The organism is Pseudoalteromonas sp. S1612 (assembly GCF_005887175.1).
Taxonomy (GTDB): domain Bacteria; phylum Pseudomonadota; class Gammaproteobacteria; order Enterobacterales; family Alteromonadaceae; genus Pseudoalteromonas; species Pseudoalteromonas undina.
The window spans coordinates 22,820-47,290 of record NZ_PNDH01000014.1 but is presented as its reverse complement, the minus strand read 5'-3'; the positions used below and the strand labels follow the sequence as shown (position 1 = coordinate 47,290).

Annotated in this window: 19 protein-coding genes; 6 read left to right on the top strand and 13 right to left on the bottom strand. The window is 39.0% G+C overall.

Translation table 11 applies throughout. From position 1 onward, the window contains the following. Positions 1–52: 52 nt before the first annotated feature. A complete protein-coding gene (locus CWB78_RS06395) occupies positions 53–2,593 on the top strand; it encodes an EAL domain-containing protein (protein WP_138594729.1) in 2,541 nt (846 codons plus the stop codon). Positions 2,594–2,614: 21 nt separating this feature from the next. Then, complete coding sequence (locus tag CWB78_RS06390; protein WP_010391775.1) at positions 2,615–3,430, top strand: DUF2797 domain-containing protein; 816 nt, start codon at positions 2,615–2,617, stop codon at positions 3,428–3,430. Here CWB78_RS06390 and CWB78_RS06385 read toward each other — a convergent pair. Further along, on the bottom strand, positions 3,403–5,931 hold the full coding sequence (locus CWB78_RS06385) for an EAL domain-containing protein (RefSeq protein WP_171040318.1): 2,529 nt from the start codon (positions 5,929–5,931) through the stop codon (positions 3,403–3,405). The genes CWB78_RS06390 and CWB78_RS06385 overlap by 28 nt on opposite strands. Positions 5,932–6,007: 76 nt before the next feature. Between CWB78_RS06385 and CWB78_RS06380 the strand changes: the two genes are divergently transcribed. Then, the gene (locus tag CWB78_RS06380) at positions 6,008–6,307 is read left to right on the top strand and encodes a DUF4144 family protein (protein WP_010391771.1); all 300 of its coding nucleotides are present in this window, start codon (positions 6,008–6,010) and stop codon (positions 6,305–6,307) included. Here the strand turns inward: CWB78_RS06380 and CWB78_RS06375 are convergent. The 7 genes from CWB78_RS06375 to CWB78_RS06345 form a co-directional block, all read right to left on the bottom strand. After that, complete coding sequence (locus tag CWB78_RS06375; protein WP_138594725.1) at positions 6,287–7,210, bottom strand: histone deacetylase family protein; 924 nt, start codon at positions 7,208–7,210, stop codon at positions 6,287–6,289. The two genes, CWB78_RS06380 and CWB78_RS06375, sit on opposite strands and share 21 nt — an antisense overlap. A 103-nt stretch (positions 7,211–7,313) precedes the next feature. Beyond that, positions 7,314–8,855 (bottom strand): serine hydrolase, encoded by a 1,542-nt coding sequence (locus CWB78_RS06370; RefSeq protein WP_138594723.1) that lies wholly within the window; start codon positions 8,853–8,855, stop codon positions 7,314–7,316. A gap of 27 nt (positions 8,856–8,882) precedes the next feature. Beyond that, a complete protein-coding gene (locus tag CWB78_RS06365; RefSeq protein WP_138594721.1) occupies positions 8,883–9,377 on the bottom strand; it encodes a gamma-glutamylcyclotransferase family protein in 495 nt (164 codons plus the stop codon). Positions 9,378–9,395: 18 nt separating this feature from the next. Then, positions 9,396–10,022 carry a LysE family translocator gene (locus CWB78_RS06360; protein ID WP_138594719.1) on the bottom strand — a complete coding sequence of 209 codons (627 nt, stop codon included), beginning with the start codon at positions 10,020–10,022 and terminating at the stop codon, positions 9,396–9,398. A gap of 2 nt (positions 10,023–10,024) precedes the next feature. After that, a complete protein-coding gene (locus CWB78_RS06355) occupies positions 10,025–10,807 on the bottom strand; it encodes a hypothetical protein (RefSeq protein WP_138594717.1) in 783 nt (260 codons plus the stop codon). A 3-nt stretch (positions 10,808–10,810) separates the two neighbouring features. After that, positions 10,811–11,281 (bottom strand): CreA family protein, encoded by a 471-nt coding sequence (locus tag CWB78_RS06350; RefSeq protein WP_041708852.1) that lies wholly within the window; start codon positions 11,279–11,281, stop codon positions 10,811–10,813. A 136-nt stretch (positions 11,282–11,417) separates the two neighbouring features. Further along, positions 11,418–14,438: a TonB-dependent receptor domain-containing protein gene (locus CWB78_RS06345; RefSeq protein WP_138594715.1), complete on the bottom strand. Its 3,021-nt coding sequence runs from the start codon at positions 14,436–14,438 to the stop codon at positions 11,418–11,420. A gap of 322 nt (positions 14,439–14,760) precedes the next feature. On the opposite strand from CWB78_RS06345, the gene CWB78_RS06340 reads away from it, so the two are divergent. Next, positions 14,761–16,878 carry a winged helix-turn-helix domain-containing protein gene (locus tag CWB78_RS06340; RefSeq protein WP_138594713.1) on the top strand — a complete coding sequence of 706 codons (2,118 nt, stop codon included), beginning with the start codon at positions 14,761–14,763 and terminating at the stop codon, positions 16,876–16,878. A gap of 115 nt (positions 16,879–16,993) precedes the next feature. Then, on the top strand, positions 16,994–17,323 hold the full coding sequence (locus CWB78_RS06335; RefSeq protein ID WP_008114843.1) for a 5-carboxymethyl-2-hydroxymuconate Delta-isomerase: 330 nt from the start codon (positions 16,994–16,996) through the stop codon (positions 17,321–17,323). Positions 17,324–17,406: 83 nt separating this feature from the next. On the opposite strand, the gene CWB78_RS06330 is transcribed toward CWB78_RS06335, so the two are convergent. Continuing rightward, on the bottom strand, positions 17,407–19,284 hold the full coding sequence (locus CWB78_RS06330) for a methyl-accepting chemotaxis protein (protein ID WP_138594711.1): 1,878 nt from the start codon (positions 19,282–19,284) through the stop codon (positions 17,407–17,409). Positions 19,285–19,754: 470 nt separating this feature from the next. Here CWB78_RS06330 and CWB78_RS06325 point away from each other — a divergent pair, with 470 nt between their 5' ends. Beyond that, a complete protein-coding gene (locus tag CWB78_RS06325) occupies positions 19,755–21,071 on the top strand; it encodes a tyrosine-type recombinase/integrase (protein WP_138594709.1) in 1,317 nt (438 codons plus the stop codon). Between the two features lie 55 nt (positions 21,072–21,126). On the opposite strand, the gene CWB78_RS18775 is transcribed toward CWB78_RS06325, so the two are convergent. From CWB78_RS18775 to CWB78_RS06310, 4 genes are all read right to left on the bottom strand, one after another. Next, positions 21,127–21,294 carry a hypothetical protein gene (locus CWB78_RS18775; protein ID WP_164835547.1) on the bottom strand — a complete coding sequence of 56 codons (168 nt, stop codon included), beginning with the start codon at positions 21,292–21,294 and terminating at the stop codon, positions 21,127–21,129. Positions 21,295–21,302: 8 nt separating this feature from the next. Then, on the bottom strand, positions 21,303–22,028 hold the full coding sequence (locus CWB78_RS06320) for a zeta toxin family protein (RefSeq protein ID WP_138594707.1): 726 nt from the start codon (positions 22,026–22,028) through the stop codon (positions 21,303–21,305). A gap of 182 nt (positions 22,029–22,210) precedes the next feature. After that, positions 22,211–22,924: a retron Ec48 family effector membrane protein gene (locus CWB78_RS06315; protein ID WP_138594705.1), complete on the bottom strand. Its 714-nt coding sequence runs from the start codon at positions 22,922–22,924 to the stop codon at positions 22,211–22,213. Further along, positions 22,911–24,110 carry a reverse transcriptase family protein gene (locus tag CWB78_RS06310; protein ID WP_138594703.1) on the bottom strand — a complete coding sequence of 400 codons (1,200 nt, stop codon included), beginning with the start codon at positions 24,108–24,110 and terminating at the stop codon, positions 22,911–22,913. The genes CWB78_RS06315 and CWB78_RS06310 overlap by 14 nt, the downstream gene beginning before the upstream one ends. Between the last annotated feature and the right edge of the window lie 361 nt (positions 24,111–24,471).

Sequence of the window (24,471 nt, the reverse complement as noted above, 5' to 3'; positions counted from 1 at the left end):
CTGCGCTTTTTACTGCTACACTATAAAAAAACAATCAGGGCACAGGTTAATATTGGAATTTAAAACCTTGCGCTATCATGCGATAGCGGTCGTAATACTTATTTTTATCTTTTTTATTATCAGCACATTGGCAACAAATTTTGTGATGCCATCTCGCTATACCATAGATAAAATAACCCCTGTTTATCTTGATCATGCATATTACATAGACAAGAGTAAAACACAAAGCTTCACAGAAGTAATGAGCAATAAAGCGCAGTTTACACAGCAAAAATTTAACGATATTCCTTGGAGTTTTCAACAGCAAAATTATTGGTTACGCCTTGATTTAGAAAACAAAAGCAGTCAACAAGAAGATGTGGTGGCGCATTTTGATAATCCGATGGTGGATCACCTCACTATATATAGGCTCAATAGTAATAACCAGCTACTCGACACTTATAAGCTTGGTGATAAAGAGCCGCGTCTTACTTTATTTAAGTACAGCGTGCCCCATATTCGCTTTAAACTAGATGGTCAGTCTAAACAACAATTAATCATAAAAATAGATACCGTGGGGATCAGTAAAACCCCAATTCACTTATATCGCCATACTGTATTTGTTGACTTAGTTCGCTCACAAACAGGCATTTGGGGAATTTTTGCTGGCGTACTATTAATGGCCTCGCTATATAACCTATTACTTTATTTTGGTATTAAAGACCGCGTATATTTAGTTTACATTGGCTACATTATTAGCGCTATTGCATTAATGGGCACCGTGCTGGGGTTTGGCTTTTATTTATGGCCGCTTGAATGGCAGTTATTTATTCACGAAAAAGTCATTGTGGTCAACTACACCATTGCGTTTTTTACCCTCGCCTTTTGCACACTGTTTTTACGTTATCATAAAGACGGTTGCTGGCGGTATAAATTAAGCATCGGCTTATTAAGACTGATGCTAGTTCTAGGGACATTGAGTTTTTTCATTCCTGAAAATATAGCCGCACCGATATTTTTTGTGATTTTAGGATCGCTCTATATTGTCTGCTTCATTTTAATTTACAACAAGTTAAGAAGCGGTTTTCGTTGGGCTAAGTTTTACGTATTTTCGTGGGTGCCACTGATCATTGGCGCAGCTATCCAACCTCTAGAGCTCACAGGCGTTATTTCCTATAGTTTTTCAATACGCCATGCTTTTTTAATGGCCATTTTGTGTGAAATTGTCCTAATGGCAATGGCACTTGCTGATCGGATTCGTTATCAGCGTGAGCAAGCGCTATATCATGCAACACATACCCAGCAAACTAAGCTACTTAATAGCGCTAAACTAAAGTATGCCTTTATGGCACTTAAAGCCCAGCGACGCTCTACCACTTTATGCTTGGTGAAAATACGTCATTTTAACTCTCTAAATACCATTATTACGCCCTCGCAAGGGTATGAGCTAATTAAACATGTTGCTCACGAACTTGAAGGCCAATTAAGCTTTGAACGAGAGTTTTTCCATCTCAACAGTGGTATTAATCAGCCAGCTAAAATTGCTGATTTAGGCAGTGGCGTATTTGCCTGTATTTCCACTAAAAACCAGAGTCAGCATACGCTCGAAGAATTACTCAAACAGATCTTAAATAAGTTACCAAAAACATATCAAATTAAAGGTCTAGACTTACAACTTAATTACAGTGTTGGCATTAGTGGTTACGGTAAACGTGATGATTTTGAGTTTTGGTTAAAACGAGGCTATTTAGCATTACACGACGCTAAACATAACCTAAGCAAAGTAAGCTCATCACTTGCGCATGACAACCTTACCATGGACGTTGCTCTTGCAGCCAAGCTACAGCAAGCGATAAGAGAGGATCAACTTGCCCTTTATTATCAACCACAAGTGAGCTTAGAGGAGTGCAGTATACACGGCGCGGAAGCCCTACTACGCTGGCCAGATGCTGACTTTAAAAATATTTCGATAGAAAAGCTAATTATACTCGCCGAACACACTGGTATTATTAATGAATTAACAATTTGGGTTATTGAACAAGCCTGTAAAGACATTGCAAAGCTGGCATCCGATGGCATAAGCAATCATAGTATTAGTATTAATTTAAGTGCAAAAAATCTAGCCATTACTAATTTGACCGAAAAAGTAGAGAATATTTTGATTAAGTATCAGGTTGCTCCTCACTTATTAAAGTTTGAACTGACTGAGTCTGCTTTTGTCGAAAATCAAGATGCATTAGTCACCTTAGTTGATGAGCTTGCTACTTTGGGCGTTAAAGTAGTACTAGACGACTTTGGCACTGGTTATTCATCGCTTAGCTACTTGGTTAACTATCACTTTAGCGAACTTAAAGTAGATAAGTCATTCGTGTTTGATTTAACTGATAACCGTGCGCATCAGGTTATTGTGCAAACAGCCATAGATATGGCACATAATCTGGGCCTAACTATCACGATTGAGGGCGTAGAGACTCAAGAGGTTCATCAGCTACTTACAACTATGAACGCCGACCGTACTCAAGGCTATCTGTATGCCAAAGCACTCTCTTATGATAATTATTTAGACTTCTTAAAAAGCCAATACAGCCTAAAAATGTTAAACTCCCCTTTTTAACATCTTTGGGGCCAAGAAAAGATGCAAGGTACACTGCGTAAATTAAAGTCGAGCTTAACAGAGCCGGTTCAATACCACCTACCTATAGGTGATGAACTGGTTGATTTAAATGCCTTAATTGGCAAACAGCTGACCCTTACTTTTAGTGGCACAATTTTGTGCTCTAACTGTGGTAAAAAAACCAAAAAGAGCTACTCTCAAGGGCATTGCTTTGTGTGTATGCGCAAACTTGCCAGTTGCGATATGTGTATCATGAAACCGGAAACCTGCCATTACGACCAAGGCACCTGCCGCGAGCCAGAGTGGGGCGAAGAAAATTGCATGATCCCGCATTATGTTTACCTAGCAAATACCTCAGGATTAAAAGTAGGTATTACTCGCCATACACAAATTCCTACCCGTTGGATTGACCAAGGGGCAACCCAAGCCTTACCTATTTTTAAAGTGCAGACTCGTTTGCAATCGGGCTTAGTTGAAGTAGCGCTGGCACAATTTATTGCTGATAAAACCAATTGGCGTAATATGCTTAAAGGACAAAACGACACGCTTGATTTAAAAGCAGCAGCCGCCGAACTTATTCCACAAATAAGCGAAAAGCTTACAGAGCTGAGTGAGCTGTTTGGCGCAACCGCCATTGAACAACTTGATGAAGACGTAGTAAACCTTGATTTTCCAGTTAGTGAATACCCAACTAAAATTAGCTCATTTAACTTTGATAAAAACCCTGTTGTTAGCGGTATTTTACAAGGTATAAAAGGTCAGTACTTAATTTTTGATAGCGGTGTGATTAATATTCGAAAATTCACCTCTTATGAAGTGAGCGTAGACTCAGAATAACCTTTTGCTGCTTGGTTATAAAATGCTATCCATTGCTGTCGTGTTAATGGATAGCAATAATGGTAACCCTGAATAATATTACAGCCTATCGTTGCTAAGTGTGTCTCTTGCGAGGCATGCTCAACTCCCTCAGCAACCACATCCAATCCTAAACTTGTCGCCATGGCTATAATCGCCGCAACAATTTGGCTATTGCCGTATTCATCAGGAATTTTCGCAATAAAGCTGGCATCTATTTTTAACGTATTAAAGGGCAGTTTGGTTAAATAGCTTAATGCCGAATACCCCGTGCCAAAATCATCAAGCGCAATATGTACACCTAACGTTTTAAGCTGTTGTAACTGTTCTTTTGCCTGTGAAAAAGAACCTATAAAGCTACTTTCAGTCAGCTCTATTTCAAGTAAACTCCCAGGTAATTGATAGCGAGTAAGCATGACCTTAATGTTATCAGCTAACTTACCTTGGCTTAGGTGGCAAGCAGATACATTAATCGCCAAACGTCCGGGATTCATTCCTTGTGCTTGCCAAAGAGTTAACTCCTTACCGGCTTGGTTAATAACCCATAAATCGAGACGAACAACTAAACCTAACTCTTCAGCAAGCGGAATAAACTGCGCTGGCGAAATAGTGCCTAAATCAGGGTCTTGCCAACGCAGTAGTGCTTCAGCCCCCATAATCCCCCCTGTTTTTAAACACTGTTTAGGCTGAAAATAAAGCTCAAACTCATCATTTTCAAGTGCATGTTGAAAGCGGCTCATCATTGCCAAGCGCTCAAGGGAGCGGGCATTCATTGAGGGTTGAAACAACTGAAACGAATTACGCCCCACATCTTTTGAGCGATACATGGCAATATCAGCATGCTTTAATAATGTTTCACTGTCTAAGCCATCATCTGGATAAACCGCTGCACCTATAGAGGCGGTAACACCCACTTCAAATCCTTCCAATTTAAAGGGGGTATTTAAGTGATTTAAAATACCCTCTGCAAGTCTGATAACAGCTGCTACGCTTTCAACCTCACACAAAACAATAAACTCATCTCCCCCTAATCGTGCCAGTGTATCCCCCTCATTAAGGGTGTTAATAATGCGCTCAGAGACTAATTTTAATAAGGTATCACCGGCGTTATGGCCCAAGCTGTCATTTACCTCTTTAAAACGGTCAAGGTCAATAAACATTACCGCTAGCATTTGTTTATCTCTGTGAGCAGAGGCCAGTGCCATAGAGAGCCTATCGTTAAATAAGCGCCGATTAGGTAAACCGGTTAGTTCATCAAAATATGCTAGCTGCACTACTTTTTCTTCTGCACTCTTTCGCTCTGTTATGTCACTAAAAATAGCGGCATAAGTAACATCACTATAACTTGGCTCTTTTATTTCTATAATACTGAGCCACTCAATATAAATATCGCCAGATTTTTTACGGTTATGAATTTCCCCCTGCCATACGCCTGTTTTAGTCAATGAATCCCACATTTTTATATAAAAGTTTTTATCATGACGTCCTGAACTCAACATATTAGGCCGCTTACCTATCACCTCATATTCTTTGTAGCCGGTTAAATGAGTAAATGCAGGATTTACTTGCATAATCACCCCATTCGAGTCGGTGATCATGATGCCATCCAAAGAGGAGTCGATAATTTTATTGGCTAAAAATAAATTACGCTGTGAGTGCTGCAATGCAATATCACGCTGCTGAAGTACCTTTTCAAGCTCACAACAATAAGCGGTTTCAATTTCATTAATTAAGTTTTCAAGTGATAATACGCCGTTAATTTGATTATTTTCGCTCACCACTAAATGCCGAATGCTACTTTCAGACATCAACCTGTAAGCATCAAAAAGGCTGTCTTGTGGGCTTATTTTATACAGAGGACGGCTCGCCAAATCCCAACAAATAAGATGATTATGCTGCTCGGTGATGAGTTTTAGTAAATCTCGCTGGGTAATAATGCCATGGATATTTTCATCTTCATTAAATACTAAAACAACTTTCTCGGCGTGTTCACGCATTAAGTTAACTGCATCATTGATGGCTAATGAACTTGGGACTACCCTAATATTTTTATTATATTGCTCGTTTATCGGTCTAAATTGCAGGTAATGCTCTAACCCTTGATTACTCACAATATCAGTAATACTAATCACCCCGCTTGGGTTATCATTGGCATCGGTTACCAGTAAGTGTCTTACGCCATGCTTATTAAACACCATGGCGGTATCGGTTAATAATTGCTGGCTGGGTACACTCAATACCGGGCTCGACATTACCTTTTCAATCATTACTTGTCTAAGTGTCTGATCAGAAAAGTTAAGCGTTAAGCAATCAGTTTCAGTCCACACCCCCACTATTTGCTGCTGATGTTTAACAAAAATAGCGCTAACATTGTGCACACGCATTAGTTTCACCGCTTCAATTAAAGGGGTATCCTTGGTACAGGCGATCACCTTATTTGTAAAAACATCGCATACTTTTTGATAGCGGCTAGTGTGGGGCATTGCTTTTACTTCCAAAATTAAACCAATGCACGATTATAAATTATTCAGTAAATGACAATTTGATTTAGGACAATATATGAGCATCAGTTACCCATTAATTATTATTTATAATAATGAGATTGAGCTATTAGAGCATGCAGATGAGTTACATGATTTTATTTATACTATGGACGTGAATGAGCAGAAAAACGTGGTTATTTTAGATAAGGTAAGTGGCTATCAAGGTTTAAATGGCGATGCGCATAATGCACTCAGTGCAATACAATTAGCGCAATTGGTAAAGGAATATTTAGCAAAAGAAGGGCAATGTTGCCTCAGTAAAATAGAGCAGCTTACTCCTGAACAGGCATTTAGGTTACTCGCCGAAATCAACTAAGGCTTTAACGTGTGCAATCGCGCTGCGCCCGAGGGCAGACAGTGAGTATCCTCCCTCTAGGTAAGAGATAATACCTAAGCAATCATTTTGTTGGCTAAATTGCGCTAATTGCTCAGTAAGCCATATATAATCACTTTCAACAAACTTTAAACTGGCCATATCATCTTCAAGGTGCGCATCAAATCCTGCGCTTATAAAAAGTAGCTCAGGCTTAAATTCAGTTAATTTTGGTAGCCACTGCTGCTCATAAAGCGCTTTTAAATCAGTACCATCACTAGCAATAGGCAAAGGTGAATTTACCAACGTGGCGTTATTTTTAATGGCGGTATTTGGATAAAATGGATATTGAAATAACGAGCACAGCAACACATTTTCATCATCCATAAAAATATCTTGCGTGCCATTACCATGGTGTACATCAAAATCGATAATGGCAATACGTTTAACCCCTTTGCTTTGTGCATATTTAACCGCAATCGCAAGGTTGTTAAACACACAAAAACCAGAAGAGCTATCTCGGTTAGCGTGATGCCCTGGCGGGCGCACTGAGCAAAATGCAGCGTCTAACTTACCCTCTAAAACCTCATCAACAGCGAGTAACCCTGCACCTACTGCACGCTCAATTGCTTTCAATGAATCGGGGCATAACCAGGTATCGCCGTCCAAATCGCTAAGCCCTTCGGTTGGGATCATACTTTCTACATGCTTGATGTGTTGTTCACTATGCGCCAATAAATAGTGCTCACGCGAGGCCTTAGGTGCTTGTTTTTGCTCGATAGCGACATCCAGCCCACTTGCAAGTAGACGGTCGTTAATCGCATCCAAACGCTCAGGGCACTCTGGATGATCGTCAATCATTTTATGTTTACGGCAGTGGGGGTGAGAAATAATCGCAGTGCGCATAGCTAACTCCAAAAATAAGTTGCTTAACGAGTATAACAAAGCCACCTGAGGGTGGCTTTGCGACTTTGGTTGATACTAAACGACTATTTAACCAAGGTTCTAGTTATTTAGCTTTTAAGTCAAGGTTTCTAAAATCAAAGCTAAAATCGGTCACCTGCGTTGAAACTGCGTTCATTTTCGCTGATTCTACACGGTTATCTGCACTCATAGAAAAACGAATAAAGGCATCTGCCTCTAATAGCTTTTCATCCCATTTAACAATAAAGGTATTACCTGTGTAATACTCCAACTCACCTTTGAGGCGCTTTGTATGGGTAAAATCAATACGTAATTTACCATCTAACTCTTCAATTATTACATCGCCATACCAATCATCATGCAAAGTACCGGTGTAATTAATGGTTGGCAATGCCGGCTGGATATCTGCAGGCACTGATGGAGCCGCGTTAGCATAGGCTTTTTCTTTACCTGCAAAGTGCTTTTTAGCTAAATCTTCAACCCAGTCTTTATCTTCAAGCTCTAGTACATCTTCAAGTACTTCATGAGTCACCGCCGATAATGCAGAAAACGCTTGTTGGTTGCTTAATATCACAATTCCCACATTTTTCTCTGGCAAAAGAGTAACCTGCGAGACCATACCTAAAATACCACCACCATGTGCCAGCTTCTTAACGCCGTGGTAATCTTCTATACTCCAACCCAACCCATAACCTCTAAATTGTTGATGATACGCTTCATAAGCACTTTTAGATGCCAGTGAGGTAATATGTGGGTGCCACATTTGTGCTTGCTGCTTTTCACTAAATAGCTGCTCGCCATTAGGCATTTTGCCACCAGCAAGTTGAGTACGTAGCCATTGGCTCATATCATTTACGCTTGATGCAATGGCTCCTGCCCCTCTAAAATCTTCAAGGTAATTAACAAAAAAGGGATGCAATTTACCGTCCATTGGGATGTGCCCAATTGCCCAGTTTTTGTTATTTTTAGCGATACGCGAAAAGCCAGCCCGTGAGTTGCTCATATTGAGCGGCTGTAAAATGTTTTTTTCAATGTAGTCGTTCCAGCTCATCCCCGATATACGGGCAACAACTTCACCAGCGGTAACAAACATTAGATTGTTGTAAGCATATTGGCTACGAAAACTGCTAGCAGGTTTTAAATATTTCAGCCCCGATAAAATATCGGCTACCGATTTATCAGTACTTGGCCAAATCATTAAATCGCCTTGACCAAGCCCTAACCCACTGCGGTGGCTTAGCAAATCGCGAATTCGCATTTCACGGGTAACGTATGGGTCATGCAATCTAAATTCGGGTAGGTGATCAATTACGCGATCATCCCAGCTTAATTTGCCTTCATCCACCAGCTTAGCCAGTGCTGCACTGGTAAATGCCTTGGTATTTGAAGCAATGCCAAATAAAGTGTCTTTATTCACCTTGCTATTTGTATTGAGGTTGGCAACACCAAAGCCTTTAGCGAATACAACTTTGTCATTTTCAACAATAGCAACGGCCATTCCGGGTACATCAAAACGTGTCATTGAGGTATTGATCACCTCTGAAATTTTATCGGTATCAACCGCTGCAGAGCTCGTGAATGCCCAGCCAACCAATAATGCGGCTGTGGCTAATTTTGTTAGTTTCATAGTGTGACCTTAGGTTATTATTTTTGTTTAATCTTGATGAACCGCAAATTCTATTTCGGCGCGCGCTTTATTCGTATCTTGCTTACTAGGATAAGCTAAAATACGTTGACTATAATGTTCTGGCACACCAGCCTCAAGTGCGCCTCGGTATACATGCTGCACGTACCAGTCATAAGGTAGCAGTGTGTCGTCATGTGTGTTTGCTATGTAGCAGTGCACATTAATGTCATCGTCATCTAAAAGGCTCACGGTTAAATCAACACAGTCGTAATTAGGGCCTTCAATTTTATCTAAGATCTCTTTTTCGGCTTCATTAAGCTGATACACCACCCCATATACCACGGCATAGGGTTCGTTAGTGGGCACAATAGTGCATTTACCTGAACCATCAGCAAAGGCCATATTAAAGGTTAACTTATAGCCTTTTAAAAGCGCCGTACCCACACGTTTTGCGTTAGGTAAACGTGCCAATAAACGATTAGATGACATATTGGAGCCAAACGAAAAATTATATAACGCCATACTATTCCTTAGGGTCTATCAAATAACAACTCGCACAGCCAGTGCGATTAAAATAATGCCAATGCCACGATCGAACCAATAACCACTTTGCTGAAAAAAGTTTCGCACCCGTGCTTTTGATAACAATAGCGATAAAATAGAAAACCAAGCCCAAGTTGCTAGCGCCATATAAACGCCGTACCCCACTTGCACTATTACTGGTGTAGTAGGACTAATCACTAAGGTAAACAGCGACATAAAAAATAGCGTAGCCTTAGGGTTTAATGCATTGGTAAAAAAACCACGGCGAAACGCATGCCATGATGACTCAGCTGCAAGGCTGGGTTTTGCAGTCTGTTCTGATGAGGTATTTGAAGGTTTGGCAGCGCGCAGCGCCTGCACACCTAAATACGCTAAATAAGCACCGGCTATATATTTAAGTGCCATAAACAACGAAGGCGATTGAGTTAAAACCAGCGCGACTCCCAACACGCAATAAGCTATGTGTAATAAAATAGCTGCACCTACACCTGCACTGGTCCACAGCGCATTTTGCCTTCCATATTGTACGCTTTGCTTAAGTACCACAGCAAAATCGGGCCCGGGGCTGGCCACTGCAAAAAAGTGAGCAATGGCAATTAATAAAAACTCATCAATATAGATCATGGTTAACTGGCTTGCTCTGGCGAAAAAGCCAACAACAATGGATTAGCCGACTGGTTAACCAATGTTTTTATTTCTTTTTGCGCTTTTTTAAATTGGCCTCTTAAATGCGGTTTTAAATGTTTTTTAGAGTGTTTATCTTGCTTAAAGTAGCTTACTAACGCATGCATAAATACAGTATGGGTTTCACTGAGCGTGGCTTCGCGATTGGCATATGGGTTGTAACATGAGCCACAACCACCCTTAAACTGGTACACAGTATTGCTCATCATCACCCCAAAACCTAAAAAGCACGCTAAAGCATCCGTTGCTTGAGGTAAGTACGCTTTACCACCTGGGGGTAATACGCCTACATGATGAATTAAAATGGTAGCAAGAGTACCTGTAAAGCTAGCTACTAAATCTTGTGGCTGATTAATTTGGTTTGGGTTAAACGACACATTAATTGTATGGCTTGGTGGCACCATTAAATGGCAGTGCTCACCACGTAGATGCTCACTAAACTCAAAATGTGGAAACACCTGAGGTTGTAATTGTTGCGGTGCAACAAGTGTTATAGGCCACTCATCCATACCAGCATAGTGTTTAACACGCGCAAACACTTTACTGGCCATTTCTTCAATGCTTGAAACCGAATCAGGAAAAAACTCGACCGTTGGCAAAATAATTTGGCTGTGCTTAGTAAAAAAATTCAGGTCAAAGTTTTCTGCAGCCCAAATAAAGGTATCAACTAGCCACTGTTGTTCTTGTTCTGCCAATAAGGGTTTTGATTTAAATAGGGTTAACATAAACTATTCTTGCCCCTTCGCCCATTGCCATGCTTGTGTATTGTATAAAGGCACCGTAGAAAGCGCGTGATGATGACTGCCTGTAGATTCTTTCGTTGAGTACGATAAATACAATAACGTATGGGTTTTAGCATCATAAATGCGACGAACTTTTAACGACTTAAACAAAATACTCTTAGATGATTTAAACACGACTTCACCCGACTTACTACGGTCAATAGACTGTAATTGGTCTGCGGTAATTGGCCCTGTTTGACGACAAGCAATCGACATATCTGAGGGATCTGAAAAGTCTAAATTAGCCTCAATGTGACTAATATGACAAGTAACACCTGTAACAAGCGGGTCTTGCTGTGAGTTTACCACCACATCTTTAGTGGTGAACAGCCCTAAACTCACTGAAGCAACATCATCAGAACACCCTGTAAGCCCTGCTAAACATGCAATTAGACTACCCATTTTGAGATACTTCATAGCAAGTCCTTCGTTCATAATAAAATTAAGTTATGCCTTATACTAAACGCTTTCACTGCGATAAAACAAATTTTATAAGCAATAAAAAAGGCACGCCCGAAGGAGTGCCTTTGCAAACAAATACAGCTAAAAATAATTAAAAGCTATATTGTGCACCTAGATAAACATAACGACCGGCACCGCCGCCGTAGCCACTATAAAAGTTGCCTCGGCCACTTGGATAAAATGCCCCTTTGTCGTCAAATACATTATTAATCCCGCCAAATACACGCAAATCACTCTTATCAGTCAGTGCCATAGTGTAAGACGCTGATAAACTATGCTTTAAAAATGAGCCGTAGTTTTGGTATGCCAGTGGCTCAGGGTTAGCAATACAACCAGCATCGCCCTCAGCACAGCGCTCATCATTTGCAGCAACATACTCAAGGTAGTCTTTCTCATCTTCTTGGCTTGCTTTAAATGCGCCTACGTAATTCGTACGCCAGCGGATACGTAAGTCATCCATTTTCCATACAACCGACATAGCGGCTTTATCTTTTGAGCGACCGTAGCCTGCATACTGTGAAGTAACACTGTTACCATCTAACCCTTCATAGGTTTGTGAGTTTTCAATAATGTGATTGTAATCAAGCTTAAATGACAGGTTACCATAGCTGCCTATGTCATATTTGTAAGTTGCAACTACATCGTAACCGCGCGCTGTTAACTCATCTAAGTTATATTCACGCTGTAGTATTTTTACAATGTTACCTTCGTCGTTACGGGTAATATCGTTACAGTATTCGTTATCACTACCCCATGACGCTTCTGAGTCATAACATTCACGCATGATGTTTTCGTTACTTATTTCATCAATTGCATCAACAATGGCAATATCGTAGTAATCAACCGCTAAGTTAAAGCCATCTAAAAACTCAGGTGAAACAGTAATACCAAAGGTATAGGTATCGGCTGTTTCTTCTTTTAAGTTTGGATTACCCGTATTTGGTGAATAGTTATTGTCTTCACTTTCAAATTCAAAGTCAGGATCATCAGCCAGCTTTTGTGCCAAGGTTGGCTCTAAACGGCAGTTATCGTGCCCTGGGTTTGTTGATGTTGCCGTTAAGCCATCACAAATATCATCAAATGAATCAAAATCGCCACGAGGGGGCGATAATAGCTCTGTAATAGTTGGGGCACGCTGTGCACGCGCATAGTTAGCACGTAGCATGTATCCATCAATTGGCTGCCACAATAATCCTAACTTATAACTGGCTACGGTGCTGATATTATCAATACTGTAATTTGCTAAACGCAACGATGTTTCTGCCGATAAGCTTTTAGCAAATGGCACATCTTTAAGTAGTGGCACTGCAAGCTCTGCAAACGCTTCATATACTTCTACTTCACCATAAAAAGAAGGCACAACGTTAAACGTAATACCGCCCGCTTTCATATCATCACTGGTATCTAAGCTTTGCGAGTCTTTACGATACTCTGCTCCAAATACTGCAGACACATTACCTGCTGGCAATTCATATAAGTCACCGGTGATATAACCCATTACCGTGTACTGTTGAATCTCAGTATCAATAATTGGATTTGTACGGATCCAGTCTGCCATGTCAGGGGTAATAGACCCTTCACCAAATAAATTAAGCGGGACACATCCTTGCGCTCGCGCTTCGGCGTCTTTACATTGAATCGTGCCATCGGCTAATTTTTCAGCTTGCAGAGCTTGGTTGACACGTACCGTGTTTAGCTCGTTACTGCGGATTTGATGCTGTTTAAATTGACCATATCCGGCAGAAATATCCCAATCCCATGTATCATCAAACATCATACCTTGCAGGCCAGCCCAGGTACGAATAGTCGTACGGTCGTTATCGGTGCTGATATTACCTACTTCACCAAAACGACGATCCCAATAAATACGGTCTTTGTATGGGTTACTGTCAATAATTTCTTGTGGCACATATGGGTTATCAATAGGAATATAACCTGGCGCAATATCATCGATAGGATCCCCTGTCACTGGGTCGTAGCGAGGTACGTAAGCCCCTTCGTATTCATCTTCTGGTGACTTATCGTTGAACGAGCCACTCTTACTGTATTGAATTTGGAAATAACTCATAATGTCGTCTGTTACATCATAATCGACTTTTATTGCAGTCGAAAAGTTATCACTCGGCACATCAAGCATGACGTATTGCTGTGAATTAATACCATAAATTTCTTCATTGCCTTTCCAATCATCACGTAGCGTTTGACCGTCGTACCAAAACTGAGTGTCGTTATTATTATTCTCTAAAAATACACCACCTAAGGTACCATCGCTTTTGCTTGCCCAATCAGCTTGTGTAATACCACTCATACACTGATAGCCATCGGCGGTGTACATTTGATTACACATAAGCTCATCATCGTAACTATGCGCCGCTTCTATTTGCGCTCGGTCGCGATCGTAAAAGGTCATACCAAAATCACGGTCCCAGTTTGAGCTGACAAATACATAACCGCGATCATCAGCAAATGACGTTCCGTAGTTTAAATCAAGCGTAAATTCGCGACCGCCACCATCTGTTGTTTCACCGCCACGGGCTTGAAATTCAAAACCTTCTTTTTTTGACTGGGTAATAATATTAACAACACCGGCTACCGCATCGGCACCATAAGTGGCCGACGCACCACCACTAATAATTTCAACGCGTTCTACCATACCACTAGGAATGGTATTTAAACTGACATAATTACCGCCGTAACTATTAGAGACAACACGGCGGCCATCAATCAATGTCAACGTTCTATTAGCGCCTAAGTCACGAAGCTGGACTGTTGATAAACCAGTACCCGAAATGCTTGATTGGCTGGTTGTGTTGCCAATACTTTGGCTCAGTGCAGGCATATTATCGATTAATACATCTGAAAGATTGCCTAAGCCTGTATCCTGAATTGATGCTCTGTCCATGGTAACCAGCGGAGTTGTGACCGAAAAACTATCACGCTTTAAACGCGAGCCTGTTACTGTTATTTTCTCTGGTACTTCTTGTACTACTTCTTCGCTTGCCTTAGCAGTTGATTGACGATCAATTGCCTCGTCATTTGCTATTACATGCCCAGATAGACTCGCTGTTATAGCCAAAGCTAAAGCGCATTTTTTGGTTGATATTTTACTCACAGACTTCCCTCATTTTTTATTATCCCATTAGTAGCTTTTTTATTAACTTTTTAGTTATTAAATCTGTTTTGTACTAATTGGTTTGTTTTACTAATAACAGGTTGTAAGTAATCGTGAATAAAAGCACAATGAGAGGTGTCTCGTTTATATCCCTATTTTACATCTATTTAATATCTATTTATTTATAATCATGGACTTATATTTATTGTGTTAGAATGTTGTAAAATTGAATATTAACTAATTATCGTGTTACTTTGCATTAAACAACACGTACAAACATCGCTAATAACTCATACTAGGAAGAGGTTTAAATACACATACTATGAATACTCAACAGCCTTTTTCAATTGGAAATTGCCAAATATCGGCGTTTGAAAATAAGCTGTTTTGTGCTGATAAAGCCTGTATTTTACAACCTAAATTTATAGAGCTGCTGACCTACTTAGTAGCGTGTTATCCAAATGCGGTGAGTCGCGAACAACTAATCGAAAACGTATGGGATGGTAATCAATATGTGGGTGAGAAAGCGCTCACTAATGCCATATGGCACCTTCGTAAAAGCTTTAAAGAGCTTGACCCCGACAACACCTACATAGAAACACTGCGTAAAACAGGTTATCGCTTAGTGCAAAAACCAATAATGCCAAACGCGCAGAACAGTATTAATACATCCTCTACTCGCCCTAAATATATTTTCGCTGTAGTCATGGCTATCGTGGTCTTGTTATTCGCTGGAGTCTGGGGTTACAACGCTTTTAGCGATGAAAATAAGCCACTTGTGCTATCGCAACAAGCAGAGCGCTTATACGATCATGTTGAAACCATTACCACCAGCCCAGGACGAGAGCTGTTCCCCGCTATATCCAGCGACAGTCATTTTTTAGCATATTCTTGGCGCCGCCCTGGTCATAAAGCAAATTTATACTTACGTGATTTACATTTACCCGAGCAAGCAGCCATAGCTCTTACCGACACCCCATTCATTGAAGGTCGAGCGGTATTTAGCCCCGACTTAACCTTTGTTTATTATTATCGCCGCATATCGGGTCAAGGTTGTGAAGTTATTCAGCAAAATATTGCCTCGGGAAATACCACTATTTTAGGGAAGTGTGGTAACAAAGCGAGTACCGATATAGACATAAATGCCCCGGGCACTAAACTGGTTTATATTAGTGAAGATGATGAAAATAATCTGACTCAACTTAACCTTGTTGATTTAACCTCATCGCCATACACAATTACTCAAATACCTTGTATTTCAGCATGCCAATATAGCGATGAGTCGGTTGTGTTCTCCCCAGATGCAACTCAACTTGTAGTATCTCGTAACTTACCAACGGGGTTTGAAGAATTATTTTTAATCGATATAAAAACAGGCAATGCAAAGCAGTTAACTACTGGGTTTATTGATATGAGAGGCGTTGATTGGCACCCCTCTAAGGCGCAACTCGTTTTTTCTGGTGTAAAAAAAGGTAAACGCCAAGGGTACTTTTACAACCTTAAAACACAACAAATGATCAATGCCCGCATAGATGGCTTAAGCTACCCAGAATTTGCCAGTGATGGCAGTTTGTATTTTCATCAGTGGAATATAGACTCGGCTTTAATGCGTTTAGAGGTTAATAATGCGGTTGCAAGCTCTCCTTTCCCAGTGTTATCGAGCCATTTTAGTACCCGCTTTCCTAATTACAATAAAGCCAGAAACAAACTCGCGTTTGTCTCTAATGAGTCGGGCTCAATGGAATTGTGGACCGCAAATAAAGACGGTACGTCTCGAAAGCAGCTCACTAATCTCAATGCCAATATTTACCACCCAGTATGGTCGCCTGATGGTGATTATATTGCTTTTGTTGCCTCGCACCCTAGTGGTCATGCGTTATACCTGTATGACTTTAATAAACAAACCAGTGAATTATTACCTACGGGCTTTAGCGATCATGGCAAACCGAGCTGGGCTGCAGACAGTAAAAGCGTATTAGTCTCTGATGATCAGCACGTGTATCGCTTCGATTTAAATGGTAATAAACTCGAACAAGCCATAGATTCACCAACATTATATGCTTATGAAAACAAGCAAGGCGCTTTAGTTTTTGCCAACCAAGCAACTAATCAATTATGGATCAAAGATCCTGATAGCCAAACTGAGCAACCACTGGTTAGCGAAATTAATTTATCTAATCATAATTCGTGGTACTTTTTTGAAGGCGACACCTTAGCGACATCGCGTATTTACTATTTTAATGTAAAACAAGGTGATTACCGATTAAGTTATTACGACTTTTCAACCAAAAGCCATCATGACGTTATACGCCTTCCCGAACGCGCATTTAGTCGTACCTCTGGCTTAACCTATATTTCAAATACCAACTGGCTGGTATACTCTTCGTATAAGTCACCACAAATTGACATAAAACGTATCAACCATCAATATTTGCCATAAAAGCAACAGCCTGAACTATGCTAAGCCAAATTTTTAAAAATTAAGTTCCATAGGGTTAGCGTGTACAAACCCGTTTGGTATAATTAAACAAACCAATCTAAAGAGGATACGCTAAATGCCACACATTATTATTGAACACTCAGAAGATCTGCCTTTATTACCTCAGGTTCTAGTGGAAAAAATCCACACAACAACATTTGAAAGTGGCTTATTTGATTTAGAAACAATAAAAACTCGTGCTATTGCGTATCAACATTACCAATTAGGTGTGGGTAAAGAAGGGTTTATTCATATTGCTGTACATATTATGGCTGGGCGCTCTATTGAGCAAAAGCAAAAGCTAAGTGAGCAGTTACTAGCGTGCCTACAAACATATTGCAGAGCCTCTGATAGCTTAAGCGTTAATATTTACGAAATGAATCACGAGATTTATCGTAAAAATTAACGGCTATTAAAACATCATAGTTATAGGCAAGTGCTCTATAACTATGATGGTATCCCGCTCTGCTAATTTTTATAAAACCGCGATTAAAGCGTAAACTTACCTAGTAAATCCCTTAAAATATTCGACTCTTTATTTAAACCATTACAAAGCTGCTCTGACTTTTTCATATTTTCTTTGGTTTGCTCTGCCGAGTCGGAGATCATTACAATATTTTGGCTAATTTCTGAGGTTGCTAAAGTTTGCTCTCGCGTTGCTGTAGCCACTGAGTTATTTAACTCGCTTAACAGTACAATTTCCTGTGAAATACCATTTAATGTATGGCCTGTTTCTTTTAATCGTTCGGCATTTTCTAAAGTGTTTTTGCTGCCCAATTCAATCGCAGTTACCGTGCTTGAAGCTTTAGCATTTAACGAAGCAATCATCTCATTAATTTGCTCTGTAGACTCCGCAGTACGCTGTGCAAGCGTTCTCACTTCATCAGCAACTACTGCAAAGCCACGACCTTGCTCGCCAGCTCTCGCCGCTTCAATTGCCGCATTTAACGCCAATAAGTTAGTTTGCTCAGAAATCCCTTTAATGACATCCAATACATGAGAAATTGATTTAATCTCTGTCGAGAGCTCTAACACCGAAGCCACAGAATTGGCCATCGATGCTTCTAACTGTTCCATTTGTTTAATTGTGCTTTGCACAAAACCAACGCCTTTATGCGTCGTTTCTTCGGTTTTAGTCGCAATATCTGCCGCATTGCTGGCACTGCCAGAAATATCCTGAACCGTAACTTCCATCTCATTTACCGCTGCCGCCACCGTTTGTGTACTCGATGACTGTACCTCAGCTAAATTAGCTGCTCCTTGTACTTGCTCAAGTACATCTTGGGAAATACCTTTAACATGAATTGCCGACTCAGAAACCTGTTTAAACATATAATGTAACTGCTCTAAAAACAGATTAAACTTAATCGCCAAGTCTGAAATTTCATTATTATCGTCAGTAGGAAGTCGCGCTGTTAAATCGCCATCTTTTTCTGTTAACGCATTCACTGCTGAAGTAATGTTTTCGATTGGCCTAAATATTTGCCCTACCAACACGCGTGCTGACGCTAAACCGACAAGAGCAATAATTACACCAAAAATGATATTAGTATTAATAGCACTATTAATTGCGCCATATAATTGCTCTTGGGGAATTTCAGCAACTAGATGCCAACCTAATGAGTTTACAGGCGTACTTGAGACAACATAGTCATCACCATCAATTACTTTACTTTGAATTGCCCCATTTTTAATCGGCGCCAAGTCAACAGATTGCCCTATTTTAGTTTTATTACCATGCAACATAATCTCGCCACTACCAGAGACCAAATAAACAATGCCGCCCTCACCTATCCTATATTCACTTATGAGATCCACCATAGAATCGAGCGAACGGCCTATTCCGGCAATTCCTTGTCTTTGCCCATCAAGCTCAATGGCATAATTAATAAATACCATCACCTCAGAGCTGCCTTTATCTATGTCGAGCGCTACTTCAAATGGTCTATCCGATGCTAAAAAAGCATCAAACCAAGTATCACTACTGTCTATTTGCCTAGAAATACCTTCATCGGTGTAATAATTGCGGGAGTTTTTAGAAATAATGTATGCGTTACTGGCTTGGTTTTTATTTTTTATATGTTTGAGGTAATCAATGAATTTACCTCGGCTTTGCGCATCTTCATTATTATTCATCCATTGTTGCACAAATAAGTTTTGCGCTATTTCTTTGCCAACAATAATAGGAGTCGATAACTCTAATTCGATTTGGCTTTTCACTTCACTAAGCGCTGTTGGTAAATCTACTTTGGCTAGTTTTTCTTCTGTATTTGAGCGAATACTATTTGAAAATATTAGAGTAGATATTGCTAAAGGAGCAACAACAGCCAAAATAAGGCTAAGGTATACTTTTCGTTTTAATAACATAGAGCACCTAAGGGGTAACAAAGCGGTATTTTATATACTGCACACAATTAACAGTAGCGACATTAAAGGTCATAAAATAAAGATTTTTATAATAAAATCCAATAACACTTTAATAGTAGATTCAACTGTGTTTATTGCAATGTATTCAATAAAATTAATAAAAAAATCAGTGCGCTGATAAAAATACAATAGAAGTAATAGAAATGAAGTTTTATAAACTAGGAAGGTGAGTTTCTATTTACTTGGAAAGCTTGTAAAAATGGTGGCCCCTCCCAGACTCGAACTGGGGACCTAACGATTATGAGTTGCAAAACAAGGACTTACTACGAGTTACTTTTTGATATAACTATTTACTAATTTTCATAGCTATATCATAGGGTTATTGAATAACCCATGCCTCTGATGCATAAATCATTATGTATTTCAGAACGTTAAATTTTACGTTCAAAGTAGCACAGAGGTAGCACCATATGTCAGACACAAAATTTCGCTTCACTGAATTGTCGCTTGAAAAGATCGAATCAAACGGTAAACGCACTCGCTATTATGACAGGCTATTGTCAGGACTCATTTTAGATGTGAGCGTCGCTGGTAAAAAATCATTTAGAGTTTATAAAAAGATACCAGGGAGAGACACCCCGATTAATGTCACCCTTGGGTACTTTCCATCAATTACACTCGATGATGCAAGGCGAATGGCTCGTAAAGTAATGGCAGATATTGCTGAGGGTATTAACCCTAACGACCTTAAGCGCCAATTTAGAGCCGCTTCAATTACCTTGAAAGAAGCTTTTGATTCATACATCGAATCTAGAGATCTTAAGCCTATAACTGAAAGGGGGTATCAACAAAAAATAGATTGCTACCTACCTGATTGGCATAACAAACGTCTAGCCGATATTAATCAAACAATGATTTTAAAGCGCCAACGAGAAATAACCTTAAGAAGCCCTGCTCAGGCAAATTATACCATGCGCCTAATGCGTGCTTTATTTAACTTTGCTAAAGCTGAATACAAATCTTCAGAAGGTCGTTCATTATTTCCAGAAAATCCTGTAGATGCACTTTCTGAAAAACGAAGCTGGAATAATGTAAAGCGTAAAACAACACGGCTGCGTCGTTCACAACTAAAACCATTCATAGACGCACTATATGAAGTTAGAAATGAAGCTGCCAAGTATCGTCAAAATAGCCGCGTTGCTTTTTGTGATTACCTAGAATTTTTAACCTTTTCAGGCCTCAGAAGATCAGAGTTACTGCAACTTCCTTGGTCACAAGTACACCTTGAAGATAGGATATTCATTTTAGAAGATACAAAAAATGGCTTAGATGTCGAGTTCCCTATTACAGATCGATTAGCTGAGATATTTAATCGACGAAAAGAATACAAGGTATCTGACTATGTATTTGGGATAAATAGTAAAAAGGGCTACCTCACTGATCCTAAAAAAACGTTGAAACATGTATGCCAAATTGCAGGAGTAAAAATCACTTCGCATGATTTGCGCCGCACATTTACATCAATGGCTGAGAGTAGCGGAGTATCAGGGTACCTTCTGAAACGCCTTCTAAACCATATTACAGATAAAAGTGATGTAACTGCTGGCTATTTAATTTTAACCGCTGAGGAGCTTAAAGAGCCCGCAGAGAAAGTAACAGAAACGATAGCCAAATATGCAGGTTTGATTGAGCAAGAGCCAGAAAATAAAATGAGTGAAATGAAAAGTCTGTTAGCAAGCTTAACTAAGGAACAAAAAGTTGAGTTGATGAGCACTTTATTAAGTTGATATTTTATAAATTTCTTTTAAATCAAAAAAGTCCCTATGCGGGACTTTTTATTAATTATCGTTGACCTACAGGTGCTTTATTTACTACCTGTACTTGAGAGGAAATTGCTCGCTCAATAACTTGATTATAAACTCGCTTTTTCTCACTTGAACTTGAGTCAAGTACAAAGTCTGAAAGCTTAGAATTTTGAGCTTGCTTTGGCTTTATTAAATTTGAAAACATAGGTACTCCTAAAGCTCGTTTTTTGAGCTGGACGATGATTCTATCAGGCTCTGTAGATCTTCTCTAGTGAATTTTTCATCTAAATGATGCTCAATTGCCTGAACGTTATCATGATAAAAACGTGTTCGACCCTTATTATTCTTAACCAATAAATCTACTTTAATTTGACTTCCAAACTTTAATTTAAGTTCCTTGATAACATTTTGTGATGCAAAAAATTGATCTATAAAAGTATTTGGTAAAATTCTACGCCCTTCTAACTTCTCTCTGGCTTCAACAAATTCCCATGCATACTCTGGCTTTTGGTACACAAACAAAATAAGCACTTTTCGACCTTTACGAATAGAACGCTCAATATTTTTTTCTGCAACATCATAACTTGCCAAGGTACCATCTAACAAAAATGACTGCTTGTTTTTAAAAGCATGATCAAGTGTTCTCTCAACAATAAAAGATACAGCACGATGAAATAAATAAGAGTTATCACCTGTATAACGAGGTATTAGTTCTCTTAACTCATCTGGATCAAGCCTGAGTACATTATCAGCACCAATTTCTTCTAAAAAAGCTTTTGAAGCTTCAGTTTTTCCTGCGCCAGGCGAACCTGCCATAAAAACAGAAACCGGCCTGTTATCGGGAGGAAACCGATCTTTATCTGTTAACTCGCGAGCTATACGAGTCCTATTATTTTTAGCATAGGCAATTGCCTGTCGCTCTAATTCTTCTGGTGTCATATAAGGCCTTAATCTTCTCCATTAATTATGCCACCTAAACACTTATCCATGAATGATTAAAATAGAACTAATTTTGCTATATGTAAGCCATTTCTATTTTATATTTCGCAATCAAGTTCAAAGTTATAAATTTAAATTTCTGATACTAAAATTATATTATCACCTTAGCACTAGAGTTTAATCTAAATATACTTTCTTTTTGGGAGGGTGGGCATATCTGCATAGTGACAAAATTCAGAGTTAACCCTATCTATTAATTTAAATACATCGCTTTCAATTTCATAAAAATCTCTCCTTGGCAAATACTCAACTTCGATACCAGCTTTGCACAGCAAGATCTTAATATTTTGCTGATGTGGCTTGTACTTAAATTCACCTAACTTTAAATCTATAATTTTAGTATTACTATTATTTATAACCGAATCGAGCTCATATAAGAAGTATTTGTAGCTTTCTGAAGGTGTCAATATCCCCTCTCTAGATTTTGGGAAGATCAAATTATAAAATTTAAAGGTGTTTATTGCTTTAGCTGAAAGACGATGAGTGTTTTCGACCTCAGTTGATACAAAACTTTTAAACAGCTGGTAATTTGCTAAATGATTTGAAAATTTTGTAGTTTCTTGATGGCTTATATAGTTTTGTAGAGCGATATAAATGCCATAAACGGTAGTAATACCTAGACTTACCGATGCGCCTATTTCCAACACCTTGAAAGAGGAAGAAAAAATAGATGCGAAGTTTTGGACACAAGAGTTACTAAAACAAATATCCAAGCCATTGACATTTTTCTTTGAGAGAGTTGCTATATAAAATAGCATAGAGATTACAAAACTAATTATAAGAGGGAGTAAACTGAAAAGTAAGAATTTAAACTTTAGCTCTTTAGTGTTTATCATATTTTGGAAATACACCTTTTAATCGCGGCCGTAACTTTTTGGCTAAGTTAGGGTAAGATTTAGCTACCAAATTTAATCTCTCATGAGCTCTATAAAATCTTTTGTAGAACCAATAGTTCTCACCTTTCCTTTCATAATCACGCTCTAGCCTCTCAAGCATCACTTCGATACGTTTTAAATCCTTTTTAGATGGTTTTGGTGACACTTTTAACAATCGAGCTATAAGTTTTTTATGTTGATTGTGACCAACACGCTTTAATTTATTGACTCTCCCCATACAACGGTTAAAATCTTTTCGAAAAGCATGGGTTGTTCTAAACTTGGGCTCTGATGCTAACCTTTCCACATTTTTTACTGAAGCTCTAATTCGCGATACTTCATCAGAAGGTAATCTAGGCTCTCTAAACGAGACTCTCAGCCCATGAACTAATAATGGTCCTTCAGATACTCTAAACACATTAGTTTTTTCCTCATTAATAGGTAAATCCTTTTTATGAAGCATATCTATAATAAGGTTTTTCACATAAGAGTAATTATAATCTCTTTCTAGTGATGAAACTGTAATGTCATCAACCAATCTTGTATATCTGAGTCCTTTTCTTCTTATTCTTTTTACTACCTCAGGCTCAATATCAAACAAACATAAAGAAGCAATATAACTTGAAGTTAATGCACCTTGAACAATAAAGCCGTTGTGACAACAAATTTCAGCTAGACACTGAGAAACATCTTCTGAATATTTAAAGAAATTTTTGAAGATATCGACGACGTGATCGATATGAATATTATTAAAAAAATCTTGGACATCAACTTTAAGAAGGCTACTGCTTAAACAGTGATTGGTCACACATGCTACATAATCTTTGTGGTCAATTTCCCCCTCAAGAAGATCTTGGTTTGGTATTGAGCCATAAATAAAACTTGGCCAATGAACAATAGTGCCTTTTTTGGGGTTAAATATTCGGTTATTAATTCGTCGTTGAATTCTCCTCAACTTATAATGAGGATTATGTACTCTCCTAATACCACCTGAAGACTTAGGAATTTCTGACTGAGTATAACTTTCAGAGCCTAATGCTCTTACCTCGTTTAATTCACTCTCTGTTATGTCTAAAGCACTACATAAGTTCTGTATCGAGCTTATAGAATTGTCAGAATCTTTCTCAAAGTAATCAATAATTTCCATATCATAAACTTTTACTAGTAGGCTAGGCCTGCCCATACTATAGGATGAAATGAGGAATGCCCTATCTATTAAAAAGATTTTGGGTACGCCATTCCTCAAAACGGCCTAGCCTAGACGTCAACCTCTACTCTTGGTTTCGAGTGGGAAGGTGTCGGGCTTCCTCGGTCAAGTTCGTTTTCACGAACGCCTATTATTACAGGCATTAAGACCCAAAATCATACTTATCATTCAATAGAATGGGACAAGCGATACGCTTGCGTTAAGCTCATATTCACATACTATTTAGTTAAAAGTCAATTAATTGGTTAGCTGGTTTAGTGTAACTACCTGTGTTTATATGTTTTGTGTTGATATAACTGAT